Origin of the sequence: Staphylococcus sp. SB1-57 (genome assembly GCF_017086425.1) — a bacterium.
Lineage (GTDB): Bacteria > Bacillota > Bacilli > Staphylococcales > Staphylococcaceae > Staphylococcus > Staphylococcus warneri_A.
In genome coordinates this window covers 2,074,963-2,098,887 of the sequence record NZ_CP070964.1, presented here as the reverse complement: position 1 = coordinate 2,098,887, position 23,925 = coordinate 2,074,963, and the positions used below count along the sequence as shown (strand labels likewise).

General features: G+C 32.5%; 26 protein-coding genes. All 26 read left to right on the top strand.

The features are described from left to right. The first annotated feature begins 30 nt into the window (after positions 1–30). Positions 31–1,020, top strand: coding sequence for a phosphate acetyltransferase (pta, locus tag JX000_RS10435; RefSeq protein WP_049424413.1), 990 nt, complete (start codon positions 31–33; stop codon positions 1,018–1,020). Further along, a complete protein-coding gene (locus JX000_RS10430) occupies positions 1,020–1,862 on the top strand; it encodes a lipoate--protein ligase family protein (RefSeq protein ID WP_107533022.1) in 843 nt (280 codons plus the stop codon). The genes pta and JX000_RS10430 overlap by 1 nt, the downstream gene beginning before the upstream one ends. Positions 1,863–2,310: 448 nt before the next feature. Further along, entirely contained in the window at positions 2,311–3,231 is a 921-nt protein-coding gene (gene mvk, locus JX000_RS10425; RefSeq protein WP_002451078.1) for a mevalonate kinase, read from the top strand. Positions 3,232–3,235: 4 nt separating this feature from the next. Next, a complete protein-coding gene (gene mvaD / locus JX000_RS10420; RefSeq protein WP_124228553.1) occupies positions 3,236–4,219 on the top strand; it encodes a diphosphomevalonate decarboxylase in 984 nt (327 codons plus the stop codon). Between the two features lie 12 nt (positions 4,220–4,231). Then, positions 4,232–5,308, top strand: a complete 1,077-nt coding sequence (locus JX000_RS10415) for a phosphomevalonate kinase (protein WP_049424419.1) — start codon at positions 4,232–4,234, stop codon at positions 5,306–5,308. A gap of 445 nt (positions 5,309–5,753) precedes the next feature. Next, positions 5,754–6,095, top strand: a complete 342-nt coding sequence (locus JX000_RS10410) for a YuzB family protein (RefSeq protein WP_124228552.1) — start codon at positions 5,754–5,756, stop codon at positions 6,093–6,095. A gap of 187 nt (positions 6,096–6,282) precedes the next feature. Next, entirely contained in the window at positions 6,283–7,221 is a 939-nt protein-coding gene (locus JX000_RS10405) for an aldo/keto reductase (protein WP_002451074.1), read from the top strand. Positions 7,222–7,444: 223 nt separating this feature from the next. Then, a complete protein-coding gene (locus JX000_RS10400) occupies positions 7,445–7,993 on the top strand; it encodes a flavodoxin family protein (protein ID WP_002451073.1) in 549 nt (182 codons plus the stop codon). Positions 7,994–8,248: 255 nt separating this feature from the next. Next, positions 8,249–8,725, top strand: a complete 477-nt coding sequence (locus JX000_RS10395) for a GNAT family N-acetyltransferase (protein WP_075778608.1) — start codon at positions 8,249–8,251, stop codon at positions 8,723–8,725. 73 nt (positions 8,726–8,798) lie between these two features. Next, a complete protein-coding gene (locus JX000_RS10390; protein ID WP_049424426.1) occupies positions 8,799–10,097 on the top strand; it encodes an HD domain-containing protein in 1,299 nt (432 codons plus the stop codon). A gap of 66 nt (positions 10,098–10,163) precedes the next feature. Then, positions 10,164–10,673: a YwhD family protein gene (locus JX000_RS10385; protein WP_002451070.1), complete on the top strand. Its 510-nt coding sequence runs from the start codon at positions 10,164–10,166 to the stop codon at positions 10,671–10,673. A 239-nt stretch (positions 10,674–10,912) separates the two neighbouring features. Next, positions 10,913–11,152 carry a hypothetical protein gene (locus tag JX000_RS10380; RefSeq protein ID WP_002465897.1) on the top strand — a complete coding sequence of 80 codons (240 nt, stop codon included), beginning with the start codon at positions 10,913–10,915 and terminating at the stop codon, positions 11,150–11,152. A 122-nt stretch (positions 11,153–11,274) separates the two neighbouring features. Beyond that, the gene (locus JX000_RS10375; RefSeq protein WP_124228551.1) at positions 11,275–11,667 is read left to right on the top strand and encodes a hypothetical protein; all 393 of its coding nucleotides are present in this window, start codon (positions 11,275–11,277) and stop codon (positions 11,665–11,667) included. Positions 11,668–11,761: 94 nt separating this feature from the next. After that, the gene (locus tag JX000_RS12250) at positions 11,762–11,896 is read left to right on the top strand and encodes a hypothetical protein (protein WP_260390715.1); all 135 of its coding nucleotides are present in this window, start codon (positions 11,762–11,764) and stop codon (positions 11,894–11,896) included. Positions 11,897–12,035: 139 nt separating this feature from the next. Beyond that, positions 12,036–12,449, top strand: a complete 414-nt coding sequence (locus tag JX000_RS10370; protein ID WP_206140689.1) for a YwiB family protein — start codon at positions 12,036–12,038, stop codon at positions 12,447–12,449. Continuing rightward, on the top strand, positions 12,449–14,110 hold the full coding sequence (gene argS / locus JX000_RS10365; protein WP_075778611.1) for an arginine--tRNA ligase: 1,662 nt from the start codon (positions 12,449–12,451) through the stop codon (positions 14,108–14,110). The genes JX000_RS10370 and argS overlap by 1 nt, the downstream gene beginning before the upstream one ends. 74 nt (positions 14,111–14,184) lie before the next feature. Next, complete coding sequence (locus JX000_RS10360; protein WP_124228549.1) at positions 14,185–14,832, top strand: endonuclease III domain-containing protein; 648 nt, start codon at positions 14,185–14,187, stop codon at positions 14,830–14,832. Between the two features lie 132 nt (positions 14,833–14,964). Next, positions 14,965–15,474: a DUF805 domain-containing protein gene (locus JX000_RS10355; RefSeq protein ID WP_124228548.1), complete on the top strand. Its 510-nt coding sequence runs from the start codon at positions 14,965–14,967 to the stop codon at positions 15,472–15,474. A 174-nt stretch (positions 15,475–15,648) separates the two neighbouring features. After that, a complete protein-coding gene (locus JX000_RS10350; protein WP_206140688.1) occupies positions 15,649–16,995 on the top strand; it encodes an MATE family efflux transporter in 1,347 nt (448 codons plus the stop codon). A 194-nt stretch (positions 16,996–17,189) separates the two neighbouring features. Beyond that, positions 17,190–18,086, top strand: a complete 897-nt coding sequence (locus JX000_RS10345) for an ABC transporter substrate-binding protein (RefSeq protein WP_206140687.1) — start codon at positions 17,190–17,192, stop codon at positions 18,084–18,086. A 145-nt stretch (positions 18,087–18,231) separates the two neighbouring features. Further along, complete coding sequence (locus JX000_RS10340; protein ID WP_124228545.1) at positions 18,232–19,182, top strand: FecCD family ABC transporter permease; 951 nt, start codon at positions 18,232–18,234, stop codon at positions 19,180–19,182. A 52-nt stretch (positions 19,183–19,234) separates the two neighbouring features. Continuing rightward, on the top strand, positions 19,235–19,957 hold the full coding sequence (locus JX000_RS10335) for an HAD family hydrolase (protein WP_002451060.1): 723 nt from the start codon (positions 19,235–19,237) through the stop codon (positions 19,955–19,957). Further along, complete coding sequence (locus JX000_RS10330; RefSeq protein ID WP_206140686.1) at positions 19,941–20,747, top strand: alpha/beta fold hydrolase; 807 nt, start codon at positions 19,941–19,943, stop codon at positions 20,745–20,747. The genes JX000_RS10335 and JX000_RS10330 overlap by 17 nt, the downstream gene beginning before the upstream one ends. A gap of 141 nt (positions 20,748–20,888) precedes the next feature. Further along, the gene (locus tag JX000_RS10325) at positions 20,889–21,395 is read left to right on the top strand and encodes an SA0570 family protein (RefSeq protein WP_002451058.1); all 507 of its coding nucleotides are present in this window, start codon (positions 20,889–20,891) and stop codon (positions 21,393–21,395) included. A 322-nt stretch (positions 21,396–21,717) separates the two neighbouring features. Beyond that, a complete protein-coding gene (locus JX000_RS10320; RefSeq protein WP_075778618.1) occupies positions 21,718–22,434 on the top strand; it encodes a hypothetical protein in 717 nt (238 codons plus the stop codon). Positions 22,435–22,923: 489 nt separating this feature from the next. Further along, entirely contained in the window at positions 22,924–23,727 is an 804-nt protein-coding gene (locus JX000_RS10315) for an alpha/beta fold hydrolase (RefSeq protein WP_002451056.1), read from the top strand. Positions 23,728–23,925: the final 198 nt, after the last annotated feature.

Below are 23,925 nucleotides of genomic sequence, written 5' to 3'. Positions count from 1 at the left end.
TATTATGAAATGAAATTCAAGGAGGACATTATGGCTAATCTATTAAACGTATTAGAAGACAAATTAGCAGGGAAAAATGTAAATATTGTATTACCTGAAGGGGAAGACGAACGTGTGTTAACTGCAGCAACGCAATTACAAGTGACTGACTATGTAACACCAATCGTTTTAGGTAATAAAGATAAGATTCAATCATTAGCAAAAGACAAAGGTTTAGACCTTGCCAATATAGAAGTCATCGATCCTTCAACAAGTGAATTGAAATCAGAATTGGTAGACGCATTTGTTGAACGTCGTAACGGTAAAGCGACAAAAGAACAAGCTGAAGAATTATTAGATAATGTTAATTACTTTGGAACTATGCTTGTATACACTGGTAAAGCAGCAGGATTAGTAAGTGGTGCAGCACATTCTACTGGAGATACAGTACGTCCAGCACTACAAGTCATTAAAACTAAACCAGGTGTTTCTAAAACATCAGGGATCTTCTTTATGATGAAAGGTGAAGAACAATATATCTTTGGTGATTGTGCAATTAATCCAGAATTGGATGCACAAGGATTAGCTGAAATTGCAGTAGAAAGTGCCAAATCTGCTCAAAGTTTCGGTATGGAACCAAAAGTTGCTATGTTAAGCTTTTCAACTAAAGGTTCTGCTAAATCAGACGATGTGACTAAAGTTCAAGATGCATTGAAATTAGCACAAGATAAAGTAGCTGAAGAACAATTGGATAATGTTGTCATTGATGGTGAATTCCAATTTGATGCCGCAATTGTACCAAGTGTAGCTGAGAAAAAAGCACCAGGTGCAAAAATTCAAGGAGATGCAAATGTATTCATTTTCCCTAGTTTAGAAGCGGGTAATATTGGCTACAAGATTGCACAAAGATTAGGTGGCTATGACGCTGTTGGTCCGGTTCTTCAAGGACTTAATTCTCCTGTAAATGATTTATCACGTGGATGCTCTATCGAAGATGTCTATAATTTATCAATTATTACTGCTGCACAGTCATTACAATAATGGATTTAGGTAACAAATATTTTAATGGTATTGAATGGCGATATGTAGATCATTCTAGTGGCTTAGAACCTATGCAATCATTTGCTTTTGATGATACGTTTTGCGAAAGTGTAGGCAAAGATATGTCACCTAATGTAGTGAGAACATGGGTTCACCAACACACAGTGATTTTAGGCATTCATGATTCACGATTACCATTTTTAAAGGATGGTATTGCCTTTTTAACAGATAAAAAAGGATATAATGCAATAGTACGTAATTCGGGAGGTCTAGGGGTTGTCTTAGACCAAGGTGTGCTCAATATTTCATTGATGTTCAAAGGACAGACAGAGACAACAATCGATGAGGCATTTACAGTCATGTACTTACTTATTGCTAAAATGTTTGAAGATGAAGATGTAGACATCGATACACATGAAATTGAACGTTCATACTGTCCTGGTAAATTTGATTTGAGTATTGATGGTAAGAAATTTGCCGGTATTTCACAACGACGTGTGCGTGGTGGAATCGCTGTACAGGTATATCTATGTGTCGAAGGATCTGGTTCTGAGCGTGCATTAATGATGAAAGAATTTTATGAGCATGCACTTAAAGGTGAAGCAACTAAATTCACTTATCCTGACATTGAACCCAATTGTATGGCTTCACTTGAGACGCTATTAAACCGAAAAATTTCAGTACAAGATGTCATGTTTTTACTATTGTATGCTATCAAAGATTTAGGTGGACGTTTAAATATGGATCCTATCACTGATGAAGAATGGCAACGCTATGAGGGTTATTTCGATAAGATGATTGATCGTAATGCGAAAATGATTACAAAAATGAACGAAAAGTAGTATAAATTAGATATTAAAGACAACAAAATAGTAATGACCGTCTTATTCAGACATCTTTTGTCATCATAACTATGCACTTGAGACTGGTTGCATAGTCCTAGTTTATGATGCATTTTGAATAAGGCGGTTTTTTTACGCATTCATCTCTCACGAAAGCCAAATTGTATGTATTAAACTTGCCTTATTATATATAAATCTGTGTATTCCAAGAAATATTTGTAGTATTATAGTTGAGGTGGAAAAATTTAAGAATAAATAGCAAACTGTTTATATATTATTCGAAAAATGTTTACAAAATCTTATTTAAAGGTAAATATATGCAAGATTTTGAACAAAATTATAAAATCATGTGTTTGCTATTAATGATAAACTTAATAGTACAAATAAAAGCACGGGCATTAATAATACGAAACAGATTAGTGAAGGTATATTAAAAGGTGATAATAACATGACAAAAAAAGGATACGGGGAGTCTACCGGTAAAATTATTTTGATAGGTGAACACGCAGTAACTTTTGGTCAACCTGCTATAGCTATTCCATTTAATTCCGGTAAGATTAAGGTTTTAATTGAAAGTCTTGAAAAAGGAAATTATTCAGCGATTGAAAGTGATGTTTATGATGGGCTATTGTATGATGCACCAGAGCATTTAAAGTCTATGGTAACGCGCTTTATAGATAATACAGGTGTAGAAGAGCCATTATTAGTTAAAATACAAACGAATTTGCCGCCTTCTAGAGGCTTAGGTTCAAGTGCTGCTATAGCAGTAGCATTTACTAGGGCCAGTTATGATTTCTTAGGCAAGCCGTTAAGTGACGCAGAATTAATTGAAGAGGCCAATTGGGCTGAGAAAATTGCACATGGTAAACCAAGTGGTATTGATACACAAACCATTGTCTCTAGCAAACCTGTTTGGTTCCAAAAAGGACATGCAGAAACGTTGAAAACACTACAATTAAATGGTTATATGGTTGTCATTGATACAGGTGTAAAAGGTTCTACAAAACAAGCAGTTGAAGACGTTCACCAATTATGTGAATCACCAGAATATATGAGTCATATAGAACATATCGGGGATTTAGTGTATCAAGCAAGCCAAGCAATAGAACATCACGATTTTAATCAGATTGCCCGTATTTTTAATGAATGCCAGCAAGATTTAAGAAATTTAACAGTAAGCCATGATAAAATAGAAGAGTTGTTAGAAATCGGTAAAGCACATGGTGCCATTGCAGGTAAATTAACTGGTGGCGGCCGAGGTGGTAGTATGTTATTACTTACTGAAGATTTAAAAACAGCTAAAAACATTGTAGCTGCAGTTGAAAAGGCTGGAGCAGCACATACATGGATTGAGAATTTAGGAGGTTAACCCATTGGCAAAGAGTGGTAAAGCACGCGCACATACAAATATCGCATTGATTAAATATTGGGGTAAAGCTGATGAAAAATTGATCATACCTATGAATAATAGTTTATCAGTATCATTAGATAAGTTTTATACGGAAACGAAAGTCACATTTGATAGTGATTACCCTGCTGATCAATTGATTTTAAATGGTAAAGAAGCCAATGAGAAAGAAACTAAAAAGATTCAATCATATATGGATATAGTTAGAGAGATTGCTAATACAGACTTGCATGCACGAATTGATAGTCAAAACTTTGTACCAACAGCAGCTGGTCTAGCATCATCTGCGAGTGCTTATGCAGCATTAGCAGCGGCATGTAATGAAGCGTTACAACTTGAGTTATCAGATAAAGATTTATCGCGTTTAGCACGCCGTGGTTCTGGCTCAGCTTCACGCAGTATTTTTGGTGGATTTGCAGAATGGGAAAAAGGCCATGATGATGAAACATCATATGCACACCCTATAGATGCAGATCACTGGGAAGATGAACTTTCAATGATATTTGTGGTCATTAATAATCAATCGAAAAAAGTATCAAGTCGATCTGGAATGTCATTGACACGTGATACGTCACGTTTTTATCAATATTGGTTAGATCATGTCGATGAAGACATTAAAGAGGCTAAACAAGCAATTGAAGCTAAAGACTTTAAACAACTAGGTGAAGTCATAGAAGCCAATGGTCTACGTATGCATGCAACGAATTTAGGTTCTCAACCACCGTTTACATATTTGGTTCAAGAAAGTTACGATGCGATGGCTATTGTACATGAATGTCGTAAGATGGGAGTGCCTTGTTATTTCACTATGGATGCAGGGCCTAATGTAAAAGTCCTTGTAGAAAAGAAAAATAAACAATTAGTTATCGACCAATTTTTAAAACATTTTGAAGCATCACAAATTATTGCGAGTGATATTATCGCTACAGGCGTTGAAATAATTAAGTAAGGAAATGATAGAATGATTCAGGTCAAAGCACCCGGTAAACTTTATATAGCTGGTGAATATGCAGTTACAGAACCAGGGTATAAGTCTGTCTTAATTGCACTAAACCGCTTTGTTACAGCTACTATTGAACCTTCTACACAAGTTGAAGGTACGATACACTCAAAGACATTACATCATGAACCGGTCACTTTTTATAGAGATGAGGATAGTATTGTCATTTCTGACCCTCAAGCTGCCAAACAACTAAATTATGTTGTTACAGCAATAGAGGTATTTGAGCAATATGCCAAAAGTTGTGAGATTCCGTTAAAACACTTTCATTTAACGATAGACAGTAACTTAGATGATGCGAATGGTAATAAATATGGACTTGGATCGAGTGCAGCAGTGCTAGTTTCAGTAGTTAAAGTATTGAATGAATTTTATGGACTAGAATTATCCAATCTTTATATTTATAAATTAGCTGTTATTTCAAATATGAAATTACAAAGTTTAAGTTCTTGTGGCGATATTGCAGTAAGTGTTTATAGTGGTTGGCTAGCGTATAGTACGTTTGATCATGATTGGGTGAAACAACAAATCGAAACAACATCGGTCAACACAGTGTTAGAGAAGAACTGGCCTGGTCTACATATCGAGCCATTGCAAGCACCAGAAAATATGGAAGTTCTGATCGGTTGGACTGGATCACCTGCATCCTCACCGCATTTAGTAAGCGAAGTTAAACGACTAAAAGCGGACCCGGCTTTTTATGGTGAGTTCTTAGATCATTCTCATCAATGTGTTGAATATTTAATTCATGCATTTAAGACTAACAATATTAAAGGCGTCCAAAAAATGATTCGTCAAAATCGCGCCATCATTCGTAAGATGGATGACCAAGCATCAGTTGATATTGAAACGGATAAATTAAAATCATTATGTGATATTGCTGAAAAGCATGGTGGCGCTGCTAAAACATCAGGTGCAGGTGGTGGCGATTGCGGTATCACTATTATTCATCAAAATGTAGATAAACAAAAGATTTACGATGAATGGATAGAGAATGATATCAAACCATTACAATTTAAAATCTATCACGGACAATAATGAAACAATCTTTACAATGATAATTAATGATCATCTATCTCATCTTTTAGATGGTCATTGAGTTTTTCATTTAAAAAGGTTGTTTTTTTATGTTCTAAAAGCGTGTTGGAAAAAATGACCTTGAATTTTTAAATAAAAAGAGTAAAATAATTAGAGTTAATAATTAATAGAAACGAGCGGGACAGAAGTAATGAAGAACCACTTTTCGATTATTATGTAGTGGTTCAAACGCATTAACCTTAGCTCATTTATTCTTAATAAGAATTATAGATATTATGAATATGCGTAAGAAATACTAAGGTTTTAAAGAAAAGAATGGCTTTAAAAGCCACTATTGGTAAATATGATTATATACTGGGACATTTATTCATGTTCCAGACAATTAACATGAACGTTAAAAAGTAGATTGGAAATAAAACAAATGAGCAGAAAGGTGGGAAGCAATATGAAGAATAAGTTTTTAATTTGTGATGAATGTCAGGCTGTAAATATTAAAACATTAAAAAAGAAATTAGAAAAACTTGATCCTGATGCAGAGATAGAAATTGGTTGTCAGTCATATTGTGGTCCTGGTAGACGAAAAACCTTTGCATTTGTGAATAATCGTCCGTTTGCTGCTTTGACTGAAGAAGAATTAATGGAAAAGGTTACGAAACAACTTAAAAAACCTAGAGATCCTGAAGAAGAAGAGCGACTAAGAAAGCGAAATGAAGAACGTAAACGTCGTAAAGAAGAACAAGATCGTAAATTAAAAGAAAAGCTAGCTAAGAAAAAAGCAGTTAAATAATATATGATGAATGAAGAGGTCGGGACAAAATCCTGCTTTTGGGACACTGTTAAAGCGTTTCAAATGCACAAAACTTTTGTCAGACCTCTTTTTTTGTTAATAATAAAGTAGCGATTTCCTTATGAATGATTAGATTTAAATTAGGGTAAATATTAAATATATAATCACTGAAGGAGAGATGTCTATTATGGCTAAAGAAGTCACTTTAGGTAAATCAGATGTTAAAGTTTTCCCTATTGCATTAGGTACAAATGCAGTTGGTGGACACAACTTATATCCAAATTTAGATGAGGAACAAGGAAAAGAAGTTGTAAGAAAAGCAATAGATCATGGTATTACTTTACTTGATACAGCCTATATATACGGTCCAGAGCGTTCTGAAGAATTAGTTGGAGAAGTAGTCAAAGAATATCCTAGAGAACAGGTTAAAATTGCTACCAAAGGATCTCATTATTTCGATGAAGATGATAATGTACAACAAAATAATGACCCTGAATTTATTAAACAACAAGTTGAAAACAGTTTGAAACGTCTACAAACTGACTATATAGACTTGTATTATATTCATTTCCCAGATGATAATACGCCAAAAGACAAAGCTGTCGCTGCTTTACAAGAGCTAAAAGAAGAAGGGAAAATCAAAGCAATTGGTGTATCTAACTTTACATTAGACCAATTGAAAGAGGCTAATAAAGATGGCTATGTAGATGTTGTGCAGTTAGAATATAATTTATTGCATAGAGAAAATGAAGAAGTGATGCAATATGCAGCAGAAAATCAAATTACATTTGTACCATATTTCCCATTAGCTTCTGGTATTCTAGCTGGTAAGTATGATGAAGATACAACATTTGATGATCACCGTGCGACAAGAAGAGACTTTAAACCAGAAGTGTTTAAAGATAACGTGCGTCGTGTCAATCAACTTAAAGATATCGCCGAAGCGCATCAAACTTCTATTGCTAATATCGTTTTAGCATTTTACTTAACTCGTCCTGCATTAGACGTTGTTATCCCTGGAGCTAAACGTGCAGAACAAGTGATAGAAAATATTGATGCAGCTAATGTCGAATTATCTCAAGATGAAATTAATCAAATTGATTCATTATTCCCGATTAATAAATAATATTGAAAGTGATGAAATCATTTGAGTCACTAACTTTTTTTAGAATATGCCCGTAAAGGAACTAGTACATAGTTTTTTACGGGTATTTTTTTAATGGAAAAATTATCTTTGGATAATAACAATATTTTGCTCAATACATACATAAAACTTTTATAAACGGGTAAGGAAAGATATTGAATAAATGAAAGCGTTTCAAACTGAAATGATATAGGAGGAATAATGAATGATTACGGTATTATTTGGTGGGAGTCGTCCAGAAGGCAATACTGCACAACTCACAAAATATGCTCTAGAAAATGTTGAACACCAGTGGTTAGATCTTACTAAATATCAATTGAATCCAGTAAGAGATGTGCGTCATGATAATAAAAATATTGAGACATATTCTGATGACTACGAACAACTCATACAAACTGTATTAGATAGTGATGTCGTTATCTTTGCGTCACCGGTTTATTGGTACAGTGTATCAGCTTCAATGAAAGCTTTTATTGATCATTGGTCTGAATCGATGGTAGATCCAAGATATTCAGATTTTAAAGAAGTGATGTCTAAAAAAGAATTTAGATTAATTTTAGTGGGTGGCGATTGTCCGAAAGTTAAAGCCAAGCCATGTATTGCTCAAATGAAATATACATTAGAATTTATTGGTGGCGAATTAGCAGGCTATATTGTTGGCACGGCCGAAAGACCTGGAGACATTATGAAAGACACCTACGCTTTAGAAAGAGCTAAAGAATGGAATAACAAATTTAGTCAAAGCAATTCTTAAGATTGTTTAAATAGGTAATGACTTAATACCCCCTTTACTATAACTTAATGTATCGGGGGTCTTAATATTTTATGAGTTGTTTCAACAGTAGAGGCATCATTAAAAAAACCGATTTATAAAAATGATAGATGTTTTCATAAATACTTTTAAAAAATATATAAGTACAAAACGTTTAATTCACTCTATTAAATGAATAGGATATATATGTGATATAATACATTTATTAATAACTTGGAAGTGTTAGGGGAGACATACATGTATAGAGTTAGAGAAGCAACAAGTGCCGATGCGGTAGCAATTAGAGATGTCGCAACAAAGGCTTGGTACAATACGTATTTAAATATTTATGCTGCAAGTACGATCAATGAATTATTAGCAGCTTCATATAATGAAGAACATTTGAAGAAAAGAATGCAAGAACAACTCTTTTTAGTTGCCGAAGAAGATGAAGAAATTGTTGGCTTTGCCAATTTTATTTATGGAGAAGAATTATATTTATCAGCACATTATGTACATCCTGAATCTCAACATAAAGGATATGGTACACATCTATTAGAAAAGGGATTAGAGGCATTTAAAGGCCAATACGATACAGTTTATTTGGAAGTTGATAATCAAAATGATGAAGGTATTCACTTCTATAAAGAACAAGGATTTGAAACGATTCGCTCATATCAACCTGAAATGTATGGCGAAGTTATGAATTTGGCTTTAATGAAAAAGACGTTCTAAGACGTTTGCCATCAATATATCAAAGCAAAGGTAGAGGCATTGACGAAAGTCTCTTATAAAAAGGAGGTATTACATGACACAATCATTGTATACAACGAGTAAATTAGCAGAGGAAAAAGTATTTAAAGATCCTATACATAGATATATTCACGTTAAAGATCAATTGATTTGGGATTTAGTTAAGACGAAAGAATTTCAACGATTACGTAGAATAAAGCAACTTGGTACATTATATCTTTCCTTTCATACTGCTGAACATAGTCGTTTCGGTCACTCTTTAGGTGTGTATGAAATTGTTCGACGCATGATAGATGAAACGTTTGAAGGGCGTGACGCGTGGGATAACAATGATCGTCCTCTTGCTTTATGTGCTGCATTGTTACATGATTTGGGTCATGGCCCTTTCTCTCATAGTTTTGAAAAGATTTTCAATACGGATCACGAAGCGTTTACTCAGGCGATTATTACAGGTGATACTGAAGTAAATGAAGTGCTAAGTCGTGTGTCAGATACATTTCCTCAAGAAGTGGCAGATGTGATTAATAAAACACATCACAATAAACTAGTTATTTCTATGATATCGTCTCAAATTGATGCTGATAGAATGGACTATTTACAACGCGATGCGTATTTTACTGGCGTGTCTTATGGTGCGTTTGATATGGAACGTATATTACGATTAATGCGTCCATCCAAAGACGAAGTGTTAATTAAAGAAAGCGGTATGCATGCAGTTGAAAATTTTATCATGAGTCGTTATCAAATGTATTGGCAAATTTATTTCCATCCAGTTAGTCGAGGTGGAGAAGTATTGCTTAATAATTGTTTGAAAAGAGCAAAGCAATTATATAATGAAGGTTATCAATTTAAAAAATCACCAGAAGATTTTATTCCATTCTTTGAAGGCACAATGACAATTCAACAATATGTAGATTTAGATGAAGCGGTTGTCTTATATTATCTGAAAAAATGGATTGATGAAGATGACGAGATTTTAAGTGATTTATCACGTCGTTTTATTAATCGTGATTTATTTAAATACATTCCATTTGATGGTTCGATTATTACCATCTCTGAACTTCAAGAATTGTTTGAAGCAGGTGGTATTAATCCGGATTATTATTTCGTGAGCGAATCATTTTCTGACTTGCCTTATGATTATGATAGACCGGGTTCCAATCGTAAACCAATTCATTTATTAAGACGAGATGGTACGATAAGAGAAATTAGTAATCAATCCCTAGTGATAAATAGTATTACAGGAATTAATAGAGAAGATTATAAATTGTACTACCCTAAAGAATTAGTTTTAAATATTGAAGATGACATGATTAAAGGCTCTATTATCAATCTATTAAATGAATTAAATTAATGATTTGATAGAATGTGCTAGCTCATTTAATATAGTAATCAGTTGAAAATTGTATGAGGAGGTACGATGGTGACTGAGAAAAAAGGATTTAATTTTAACATCATAAAAAATGACCCATTAGATGGCCATAAAGGTACAAATATCGGTTCAATTAGTTTAGATAATATTGCGCCTGTCTTTATAGATGTTGAGAATCAAGAAGCTTTTGTTGATATTGGTGGTATGCATGCCCGTGCCAAAGTTGAAAAAGGTGTAAAATGGATTACAGATAAATCAGAAGTAGAAGGCGAAGAAGCTAAAGAATACTGGTTATGTTGGGTTACAACTGAAAGAGGCGAAAACGGTCCTTACTATGCAGGTGTAACGGCATGTTACTTATTAGTAAACAAAAGTATTAGACGTGGATATAAGAGTATGCCAGAACACGTTAATATGATGGATAAATCAATGAAACATCAAATTATTATCGACCATATTGGTGAAGACAATAAAAAAGTATTAAAAACATTTTTACAAAATCATAATGAAGAAATGTGGAACAACTCTACAGAAGAATTGTTTAAGGCATTGGGATAAAGCCAATTGTAAATGTAAATGAATTTTATCTAAACAATTAGAGTTTTAACTTAATATTAATTTGATATTATAGGTTACTTTTCCTTATAAAAAATATAGGAAGAAGTAACCTTATTTTTATAAGGGTATTAATATTTAAAGTATTATTTTTGAAATATATTAATAAAATGTTTGAAAGTATTAACAAATTCATCAAAAAATTGTATATTTAAATTAAATAAAAAATAAGGAGGTATTATATGTCTGAACAACAAAAAGATAACAATGCGTTAGTTTTTATAATCCTTGGATGGGTCTTTTCTGGGTTATCACTAATTATACTGCCAATTATATTTGGTCCAGCAGGTGTTGTTTTTGGGGCTTTAACAATTAGTAAAGGTAAAAAAGTACATGGTATAGTTATTATCATTGCTGCAATTGTTTTTGCATTAATTGGATTTACATTAGGCTATATTATTGCTTCGCAAGCAGGTCTTTAAATTTTATAAATAATTACATAAAACTATAAATAAGCTACTCATTTCTATTTAGAAATGAGTAGCCAGTTTTTTAAAGTAGTCATTATCTATATTCAATCAAAAAGAGAATAGGGGATGGGTTTATGCAATTCAAATTAAAAGAAGAAGAACTGATTGATTTTTTAGAATTGAAATTTCCGGAATACACCTTTGTTAAAGGTAGACTTCTAGTGGGACAACATAAACAAGAAGATTTGCATGTCTATTATTTAGGGGAAGAAACGTTGGCATGTTTAACTATTGCATTTAAAACATTTGAAATTAGAGACGCTGACATTTTAGATTATGAACCGTTAAAAGAAATTCGTCTCAAAGATGGTTTGCTATTTAGGAAAATGCAAATCATTACTGACGGTGGCATACTAAAATACGGTACGTCTAAAGCGTTATTAACGGACTTCCAAAATGACAATTACAATCACTTTATTGATGGTAATAAGGAAAAAGTGATTTATAAAGATGGTACCTTTCAATAATTAATAAACGTGGATAAATCATATTTACTCATAGTTATGATGATGATAATATAAAAAAAGAAATAAATATCATTATAGAATATGAGGTAAAAAAATGAATAAATTAATATTCATGACAGCACTGATTTTCGGCATCGTATATTTCTATAAGTATCAACTTATAAAAAGTAAATATCAAAGACATATTGTTGACATAGAATCATTAGAAGATGTTATTGAGGTTAGATAGTATGAAATGAGTGGATAAGCTATTTTTGGCTTATCCGCTTTTTATATTTATTAATAAATTAAATCACCCAATACTACAAGCAATAGGGCAATTATGCTATAATATCATGTATTATTGTGTAGGATAAGGGAGTAGTAAATTGGAAAATAATGTTAAAATCCAAACGAAACAGATAATTAAACAAAATGGCGAAAAAGAGAAGTTTGATTTTACTACTGAAGGATCATGGCACAAACGTCAATCTCACATCATTAGATATACTGAACATATAGATGATGCCAACGTGAACGTAACCATTAAAATAGAAGCAGATGGCGTGAAATTGATTCGAAAAGGCGATATTAATATGAACTTTCATTTTGTAGAAGGTGCTGAAACAACTACATTTTATGATATACCTGCAGGACGTATTCCGTTAAATGTTAAAACGTTAAGTATTCTACATTTTGTTACCCCAGATGGTGGTAAACTGAAAGTACATTACGAATTATTTCAAAATGAAGAGAAAATGGGTTCATACCAATACGAAATAAATTACAAGGAGTTAGGCTAATGAACATAATAGAACAAGTCAAACAGACGCTAGTTGAAGAAATTGAAGCAAGTATTAAAAAAGCTGAATTAGCAAGTGATATTCCAGAAATTAAAATAGAGATTCCTAAAGATGTAAAAAATGGCGACTATTCAACGAATATTGCAATGGTACTTACTAAAATAGCTAAACGTAATCCACGTGAAATTGCACAAGCTATCGTGGATCATTTAGATGCTAGTAAAGCGCATGTTAAAAAGGTAGATATTGCTGGGCCAGGATTTATCAATTTTTATTTAGATAACCAATATTTAACAGATATTATTCCAGAAGCTATTCAAAAAGGCGATCAGTTCGGTAAAGCAGAAGCATCTAAAAATAAAAATATTTTACTTGAATATGTATCAGCCAATCCAACAGGAGACTTGCATATTGGTCATGCGCGTAATGCGGCAGTTGGTGATACATTAGCTAATATTTTAATAGCAGCAGGTTATCATGTGACACGTGAATATTATATTAATGATGCCGGTAATCAAATTTCAAATCTTGCACGTTCAATTGAAACACGTTTCTTTGAAGCATTAGGTGATAACAGTCATGAAATGCCAGAAGATGGCTATAATGGTAAAGATATCGTTGAAATCGGTAAAGATTTAGCGGATAAACACCCAGAAATCAAAGATTATAGTGATGACGAACGTCTGAAGACATTTAGACAACTTGGTGTTGATTATGAAATGTCTAAATTGAAGAAAGATTTATCAGACTTCAATACACATTTTGATAATTGGTTTAGTGAAACGTCTCTTTATGAAAAAGGCGAGATTAAAGAAGTATTAGCTAAAATGAATGACTTAGGTTACACATATGAAGCGGATGGTGCAACTTGGTTGCGTACATCGGATTTTAAAGATGACAAAGACAGAGTGTTAATCAAAAAAGATGGCAATTACACTTATTTCTTACCTGACATTGCTTATCATTTTGATAAAGTACAACGTGGTAATGATATTTTAATTGATTTGATGGGTGCTGACCATCACGGTTATATCAACCGTTTGAAAGCGTCTCTAGAAACATTTGGTGTAGATAGTGATCGCTTAGAAATTCAAATTATGCAAATGGTACGTCTAATGCAAAATGGCGAAGAAGTTAAAATGAGTAAACGTACAGGTAATGCTATTACATTACGTGAAATTATGGATGAAGTCGGTGTAGATGCCGCTCGTTACTTCTTAACAATGCGTAGCCCTGATACACACTTTGATTTTGATATGGAATTAGCCAAAGAACAATCACAAGATAATCCGGTTTATTATGCACAGTATGGTCATGCACGTATTTGTTCTATATTAAAACAAGCTAAAGAACAAGGCATAGAAATAAGTACGGACGTTGATTTTTCAAAAATCACTAATGACAAAGCCATTGAATTATTGAAAAAAGTAGCAGAGTTTGAACCAACAATTGAAAGTGCAGCAGACTCAAGAGCACCACACCGTATGACAAATTATATTCAAGATTTAGCGTCACATTTCCATAAATTCTATAATGCTGAAAAGGTATTAACAGATGACATTGAAAAAACAAAAGCACACATTGCGCTTGTAGAAGCAGTGAGAATTACTTTAAACAATGCATTAGCATTAGTTGGCGTATCTGCACCGGAGACAATGTAATATTAAATTTGATTAAACCCTTATAGCTCTATGGTTATAAGGGTGTTTTTATGACTATGTAAAAGGGGGATATTTTGTTACAAACAGAAGAATTATATAACATTTTATATCAAAACATGGGTCCTCAACATTGGTGGCCTGCAGACAGTAACATTGAAATGATGTTAGGAGCGATACTTGTTCAAAACACCAATTGGAGAAATGCTGATTTAGCTTTACAATCATTAAAAGAAGCAACGGATTTTAACCCGAAATATATATTAAATATGCCATTAGAAGACTTACAAATGGTGATTAAATCTAGTGGTTTCTATAAAAATAAGGCTAAAGCGATTCATGCATTGTTCTTATGGTTAGATCAACATCATTTTGATTATAATGGTATTGTTACACAATACAGGGATGATCTTAGACAAGAATTATTAAGCATACGTGGCATTGGCAGTGAAACAGCGGATGTATTAATCGTGTATATTTTTGGTGGGGTTGAGTTTATCCCAGATAGTTACACGAGACGATTATATGCCAAACTCGGATATGCGAATACAGATAGTTACGATAAATTTAAAAAAGAAATACAATTACCATCAACATTTACCAACCAAGATGCGAATGAATTCCACGCATTGTTAGATAGCTTCGGTAAAAATTACTTTAATATTAAGAATGGTACACATTATACATTTTTAGATTCTTATTTTGAATCATCTGTCAATGATTAGATGACCAAAATGTATTAGTTCTTTTATAGTAATTATGTTTTTTGATTAATTTAAAAATTGTAGTCATATTGAATGATAATTGATAAATTATATAATAGATATTGAAATAAATTTTTGTGAAAGGGGTACAAAATGTTAAGGTCTTATAAAGCGTTTTGGCAAAAGGCATTGATATTAGAGGGCAGGACACGAAGAAAAGATTTTTGGTGGCCGGTTTTAATTAACATGATTTGTTTATTATTGATTGCGATTATTGCATCGTTAATATTAGTACCACTTCAGCATGGGAAAATCATTTATGATACTGTCTTTTATATCGTGTATCTCATTTTTACAGTACCGATGTTTACAATTTCTGTAAGGCGATTTCACGATATAGGAAAAGGTAAAACGATACCCGTCATCTATTTAGTATTAACCCTTTTAAATCCGATAAATCAAATGGCAAATGACTATGGATGGTTTTCTCAACTAGAGCATTTAAATATTGTTGTCATTTTTGTATTATCTATTATGGCAATTATATTTGCCATTGGAAGTATTGTTATTTCAATTATGGCATTAGTGTATTGTGTTCAAGACAGTGAAAAAGGTACGAACCAATATGGACCAAATCCTAAAGAACACATGCATGAAGCATAAAAGTTATCAAATTAATTTCAATCTACTGCATTACAAGTTGGTTTACTTGTAGTGCAGTTTTTTTATTTTGTATGGCTTAATTTCTCATATGGGTTAAATTGACATGATATATGGGAATAGATATCATAAATGAATTGATATATGAAAAGGTACAAATACAAAGGGGATGTCTGAATGCCGAGTCAACAACGTGATTTTACACATGGCAATATATTTAAAGGATTGGTTTTATTTTCAGGCCCCATCATGTTAACCAATCTACTTCAAACCTCATTTCAAATTATAGATAGCTTATGGGTAGGGAATTTATTAGGGGCTCACGCACTGGGTGCTGTGGCGATTTCCACTACTATTTTAATAACAATACTTTCATTTATTTTAGGTTTAAATAATGCAGTTTTAACGATATTATCTCAATATTACGGTAAAAAAGACTATAAAGGTCTTAAGCAATATTTAAATGCATTTGTTGTTGTGATGACGTCAATGGCTCTATTATTTGGTGTAGTTGGATTCATATTTTCAAAACATTTACTATTATTGATTGGTACGCCCACCACTTTATTAGGACAAGCAACGACATATTTGCAGATTAGTTTTTTAGGTATTTTATTCTTATTTGGTTATAACTTTGTAAATACGGTATCGCGTGCACTCGGAGATAGTAAGACACCCATGCGTATTGTATTTTTAGCAGTAATACTTAATGCTATTTTAGCGCCATTATTTATTGGTGTTTTTCAATTAGGTATGGTTGGTGCCGCATTATCGACAGTCGTATCACAAGGCCTAGCTTTTCTGTATAGTTTATATCATTCACTTAAGCATCAACTTATTCCATTTACAGTCCCTAAACTGCCTCAAAAAGATGAAGTCATCTTAATTTTGAAATTAGGTATACCCGCAGGCTTACAGATGGCAGTGATTCAAGGTGGTAATGCTGCTATACTTAGTGTGGTTACCCAATTTGGTGGTGATACAGTAGCAGGATTTAGTGCTTCTCAAAGGTTAGACAGTTTAATTATGTTACCGGCAATGGCACTTGGAACTGCAGTGAATAGTATGGCAGGTCAGAATATTGGTGTCGGTAACTGGAAGAGAGTACGTCAAATAGCTAAAGTATCAGCATTATATAATTTCGCAATTATGATTACTATTGCCATAGTTGTAATGGTAGTTGCAGAATTTGCAATTAAGTTCTTTATACAGGATAAACAAGCTGTTGATTTTGGTACGCACTATTTACGTATTGTAGCGCTTTGTTTTCCATTTTTAGGATTGAATTTTGTATTAAATGGTATCGTAAGGGCATCTGGTGCAATGTACCAAGTATTAGTGTTAAATATTATTTCATTTTGGATACTACGGTTTCCATTAACAGGACTATTCTCAAAAATGTTTGGCCAAATAGGTATTGGTATGGGCATCGGTACAGGTTTTATCATTAGTAGTTTATTTGCATTTGCCTATTATCAATTTGGCAAATGGGACCAAAAAGTTATACTTGAAGACCATGATTAGAAAAGGTTAAAAACTAACATTAAAATATCAAATAGCATACTTGGAATATCCTATTACTATAAAAATAGTGATAGGATATTTTTATTAAAAATATTTTAAAATGATTTGAAAATCTAATGAAAAATATGTGAAATTTGATATGATAAAATGAAGTGATATACATATTAAATTAAAAATGAATGGAATGAGCAAACATGAAACGTAATTTTTGGATAATTATGATGTCATTATTGATAATTCTTGCAGGTTGCAGCCAAAATGAACAACATCAAACAGATAAAGATTTTAAAGATCAATCTACTACAGGTAAGACACCATATCATCGTATTGTTTCATTGATGCCAAGTAATACTGAAATTTTATATGAACTTGGACTAGAAAATCGTATTGTGGGTGTGTCTACCGTTGATGACTATCCTAAAAATGTTAAAAAAGGGAAAAAGCAATTTGACGCGATGAGTTTGAATAAGGAAGCCTTATTAAAGGCAAAACCTGATTTGATATTAGCGCACGAATCTCAAAAATCGTCTTCTGAAAAAGTTTTAGATGCTCTGAAAAAAGAGGGTGTGAAAGTTGTTTACGTTAAAGATGCACAATCACTTAAAGAAACATATGAGACATTTAAATCAATTGGGAAATTAACCCATCGTGAAAAGCAAGCCAATCAATTAGTAAATGAAACTAAAGATAATGTCGACAAAGTGATTCAATCCATCCCTAAACATCAAAAGCAACCAAAAGTATTTATGGAAGTATCATCTCAACCAGATATATATACTGCCGGTAAACATACATTCTTTAATGATATGTTAAAACAATTAGATGCTAAAAATAGCTTTGATGATATTGATGGTTGGAAATCAGTCAGTAAAGAAAGCATCGTCAAACACAATCCAGATATTTTAATATCTACGGAAGGAAAGTCACAGGCTGAATATGAAAAAATCATTGAAAAACGTGGTGGCTTTGATAAAACGAATGCTGTGAAACATCATCGTATTGAAACAGTTAATGGTGATGAAATATCACGCCCAGGTCCAAGAATAGACGACGGCTTAAAAGAACTAAGGGATGCTATTTATCAAAAATAATGATTTCTAAAAGTACTAGTACACATGAAGTAGATATATAATGAACGATGTCAGTTAGCTATGTCAATGTGAGACTAGTACTTTTTTGATTTAAAGTTTGTTATGATGGGCACAATAATGAAAATGTATTAGAAATGAGCGTATTATGAAAAAGATAAAGGTTATTTTAATTTGGACATTGATATTAACTGTCACTATTCTAATGAGTTTAATGTGGCAAATTGGTGACTTGTCTGATCCATTTAACCAAACAATTTTATTGAAAGTAAGACTACCTAGGGTGTTAGAAGCATTACTTACTGGAGCGACATTAACATTGGCTGGGCAAATGTTTCAGACGGTACTCAATAATCCACTTGCAGATAGTTTTACATTGGGTTTAGCCAGTGGTGCTACGTTTGGTTCAGGCTTAGCCTTATTTTTAGGACTGAGCTTTTTATGGATACCCTTCTTTTCAATAGGATTTAGCCTCATAACGCTAATCATTGTATTAAGTCTAACGATGGCGTTATCTACGGGGTACCCTGTTCGTGTATTGATTCTACTTGGATTGATGATAGGGGCATTATTTAATGCTTTATTATATATATTGATATTGATAAAACCGCAGCAATTAAATACAGTGGCGAATTATTTATTTGGCGGCTTTGCTTCTGCAGAAATTGAAAATGATATCATGATAGCCATTGTATTAGCATTGTCAGTTATAGGACTAGGATTATTATTACGTCCAATTAAATTATTGCAACTAGGAGAGTTGAAAGGGCAATCGTTAGGTTTAAATGTACAACGTATGACCTTTATGGTACTCACCATTGCCTCTATTATCACTGCTATTGTAGTAGCATATGTGGGGATTATTGGCTTCATAGGTATGATTGTGCCTCAATTGATTCGACGTTATTATTGGCGTTTTGAGCTCGGAATGCAAATGGTTTTAAATATCATCATTGGTGCAATAGTGATGGCGTTAGCTGATTTTATAGGTAGTATTGTGATTCATCCAATACAAATTCCTGCTAGTATTATAATGGCGTTATTAGGTATACCGGTATTATGTTATATTTTATTATCACAATCTAAAGTATTACGCTAATGTCATTCATTTGCTAAAATAAGAATTAATAAACGATGAAGAGGTTAAAAAGATGGATTTGAGTCATATAAAAGCAATCGTATTCGATTTAGAAGGCACATTGCTAGATAGAGTAAAATCACGTGAGAAATTTATTGAAGAACAATATGAAAGATTTCATGATTATTTTGTACATGTACAATTAGCTGATTTTAAGAATAAGTTCATTGAGTTAGATGACGATGAAGACAATGACAAGCCAGATTTATATAAAGCTATAATTAAACAATTTCATATCGATCGTTTAACCTGGAAAGATTTATTTAATGATTTTGAAATGCATTTTTATCGTTACGTATTTCCATATTATGACACGTTATATACACTAGAACGATTATCTAAAGCAGATTATCTTATTGGGGTAATTGCTAATGGTAAATCTAAAATTAAACAATTTAGACTACACTCACTAGGTATCATGCATGTCATTAATTACTTATCAACATCTGAAACTGTAGGTTTTCGTAAACCACATCCAAAGATATTTGAGGATATGATTGATCAATTAGATGTCAAAGCAGATGAAATTATGTACGTTGGAGACGATGCTTTAAACGATGTTGCACCAGCACGTGCAATGGGAATGGTAAGTGTTTGGTTCAAACAAGAAGATGCAGAAATAGAACCACTTGAAGAGGAAGTTGATTTTACCATTACCACGATTGAAGAATTATTGGATATTTTACCGAAGAATTTTAATTTAGAAGGAGAACGATCTAATGGATTTATTTACTAGAAATGATGGTACAACACTACATTACAATGCATTAGGTGAAGGATACCCAGTTGTGTTGATTCACACTGCATACGACAACTATACGGTATTTAATGATGTAGCTAAAAAGTTAGCAAAGTCATTCCAAGTGGTACTGATTGATTTAAGAGGGCATGGTTATTCTGACAAACCGAGACATATTGCATTCCAAGAATTTGCGGATGATATCATAGCATTACTAGACTTTATATATATCGACCAAGCCGCATTTATTGGACATGAAATGGCTGCCATGATTATTGCAGATTTATCAGTAAGATATCCTGGCTATGTATCTTCATTAACATTCGTCAATCCTACATCAGTTGAAGGAGAACTACCAGAAGAGCGTTTGTTTAGAAAATATGCCCATACCATTCGTAACTGGGATGATGAAAAACAATCGAAATTCTTGAATGATAAAAAATATTACAAACCACGTAAAATGAATAAGTTTTTAAAACATGTCGAAGATACAAATTCAATTTCAACTAAAGAAGAAATTCAAGCAATTGAAGATGTATTTAAATCAACAGGCATCTCCGATGTTTTTCCAAAAGTAGCGGCACCTACATTAATTATTGCAGGAGAATATGGTGAAAGAACGACAACGCTTGAAGCTAAAGAAGTTGTTGATTTAATCGAACATGGGGACTTTTTAGTATATAACACTTCAAGTTTATATCCATTTGTAGAAGAAGAACAACGATTTATAGATGATGTGACGCAATTTATTACAGAGCATTGCCCAATTAGAAAAAATCATAATTAATGATTGAGGTTTGATAGATAACTACGACTTAAGTATTAAATTTTGTAATAATTTTGTAATTATGTTGTCATATTAGTAATATTTGTAGTATACTGTGATTAAGCACAAGAAAGAGATATTGATATAAAGGAGAGAGTGCTTATGAAAAAGTTAATGGCATCATTACTTGTTTCAGGACTAGTTGTCACAGGAGTAAACGTTAATCACGTCGAAGCAGCAACTGGTAATTCAATTCAAACAGTTCAACAAATCACACAAGGTGATCAATCATTAGAAAATGTAAAATTAGGCGAATCAATGCAAAGCGTCTTAGGTAAATATAGCAGTCCTATTTATTCTTATAATGAAAATGGTTCAGAACATTACTATGAATTTAGAACAAATAAAGGTGTATTATTAGTAACAGCAGATGGTAAAAAAGATAGAGGTCATGTGACACGTGTATCTATGACTTATAATAAAGCTAACGGTCCAACATATAATGCAGTTAAACGCAGTGTAAGTCCAAATGCTTCTAGTCGCGTTCATTATAATCATGTTACTGGTAACTTTGGATATATCAAAGATAAAAATGCTAGCTATCAATTTAGTTCAAATTCACCTAAAGATAAAAATGTTAAACTATATAGAGTAGATTTAGGTAAATAATACGTCATCAATATTTTAAATATGAATAGCCGACAAACCGATGTTGAGTTACTTTTTTAAGTTTCTTACAGTGTTTGTCGGTTATTTTGTGTGTAATGATTGATGTCAAGGTTTTATCGTTATAAAGGATAATGACTCATTTTTGATATAAAATAAAAATAAGGTTGAAGAAATGGGAATTCAATTATGTTACAATGCTATATTGATAGTAAGAAAAAGTAATTAAAATGCATGTCGGAAGTAAATACGGATAGGAAATGACTGCCGTAATTGAAGTTAAGATTAACAAAGCATCTAGAAAGCGTAATTAAAGGAGCTTAACATGAGGACAAATGATAAAGTACTACTCGAAAATATAAATGACTACTTTAGTCATAAGGGAATGTCACCAAACCTTATAGATGATATTAAAGAAAAGTTTCGTATAGATATTCAAAAGTCAGAGGCAAAAGATCAAGATTACATAGAGTATAGACAGAAATCGCCAGCACAAATTATTTTAATTATACAACGTAATCTATTTGCGCTTGAACTTAATCCTATCATCTTTTTTATTATTAATTTTATATTGATTTCATATTTATATGACAAGCAATATGTGCAATTTCAAGCGATTACAGGCATTAGCTTGTTTTACAGCATAGTGATTTTTCCAATATCCATATTGATTTATCATCGAATCAATAAAAAAAATTATCTCTACAGTAATCGATATGAAATGATAGGCGGATTTATAATAGCTGCAATAGCGTTGATACTTATTATTATGCAAGGATTCCATTTCAATTGGTCGATTATACCTATATCTATGTATGGTCATCAATTTGTATTCTTTGTGGGTATTATTTTATGTATTGCAGGAATCTATTTAAAAAAATTAGAATTTACTGGGTTAGGATTGTTAGTTTGTCAAAAAACGATTGATGCGATGGTATCCAATCCAGATATCGCACAAATTTTCTCATTAGTTATATGGATTCTATTAGTGATATTAATTATTTACTGTACAATTAAATTATCAGAGAGAACAAAAAGTTAAAAAAGTTGGGAGAAGGTCTTCATTCGTTTTTCGAATGAAGGCTTTTTTCTTTAGAAAGGAGAATGATCTACACATGAGCTATAAATGATTTGGTCAACGAAATGACCCTAATGGATACCTAGTCATCCTTGCGGGGGTAACACTAAGAAATTAAAAATTTCAGAGTAACGCCCTAAGAAGTTCTAAGCAATTTCTTGCAGAAGGGGAGGAACGCCTGAGCTAAAGCTCATGCCACGCAGTAGATGACTGATATCAATGGACGTTACACTAATTGATATCTAGTCATCCTTGCGGGGGTAACACTAAGAAATTAAAAATTACAGAGTTACTCCCTAAGAAGTTCTAAGCAATTTCTTGCAGAAGGGGAGGAACGCCTGAGCTATAGCTCAGGCATAAGAAGTTCTAAGCAATTTCTTGCTAAGAACTTCTAAATATTGGCGTAAAGGTATTTTCAAATGGGTATAGTACATACTAAAGGGAGGTGCCACTATGGACAAAATTCAATTAGGCAATGGTATTGAAATTGCTTATCGTGATGTAGGGCAAGGCATTCCCATCGTATTAATTCATGGATTAGATGGCAACTTAGCAGCATTTAAACAATTATCAGAACGGTTAAGTGATCGCTATAGAGTCATAACTTATGATGTACGTGGTCATGGGAAATCATCTAGATGTGATTCTTTTGATTTAGAGGATCATATTGAAGATTTGTATATATTAATGGAGCAATTAAATATTAGCTCTGCACATATCTTAGGACATGATATGGGTGGATTAATCGGTAAAAGATTTACCGAAAAATATCCATTTAAGACAATTTCATTAACTGCAGTTGCTTCAAAAAGAGAGGATATTACTCACGGATTTACTAAATTAATGGTGGAACATCAAGATTTAGTTGCAGGTTTTAATAAATCGGAGGCAGTTCTTTTACTTTTTCCAATTTTATTTAAAGAGCAAGACAATACAATGAGATGGTTCCAAGATCAAAGAATGTATTATAGACCATCATCAGAGGAAAGTGCTATCGCTATTAGAGCGCTAATCTCTTATAATGCACAAGAACAAGAAGAACGTCCATTGGTCAACGTACCAACATTAATCATTAATGGATTTTATGATCCTTTGATTAAGGATAAAAATAATTATTGTGTAGACGATCATTTTGAAAATATTACTAAAATGGTATTTAATGACTCAGGTCATGCGCCACATATCGAAGAACCAGAAAAATTTGAGAGTGTATATACAGATTTTATTAGTTCAATTGAACAATGGATTGAAAGATAACGATTGACTCAAAAAGGGATTTTATCACACGTGCACATTGCACGAGGATAAAATCCCTTTTTATTTCAGACACGTTATATACTTTTTCAAATCTATTTATCATTAAAAAATACCTATCTTTTCAAAGATAGGTATGAGATGGTTAGATATTTACATTGAAATCTATTAAGTTGTTAGATTAACTGTTTATATCTATCT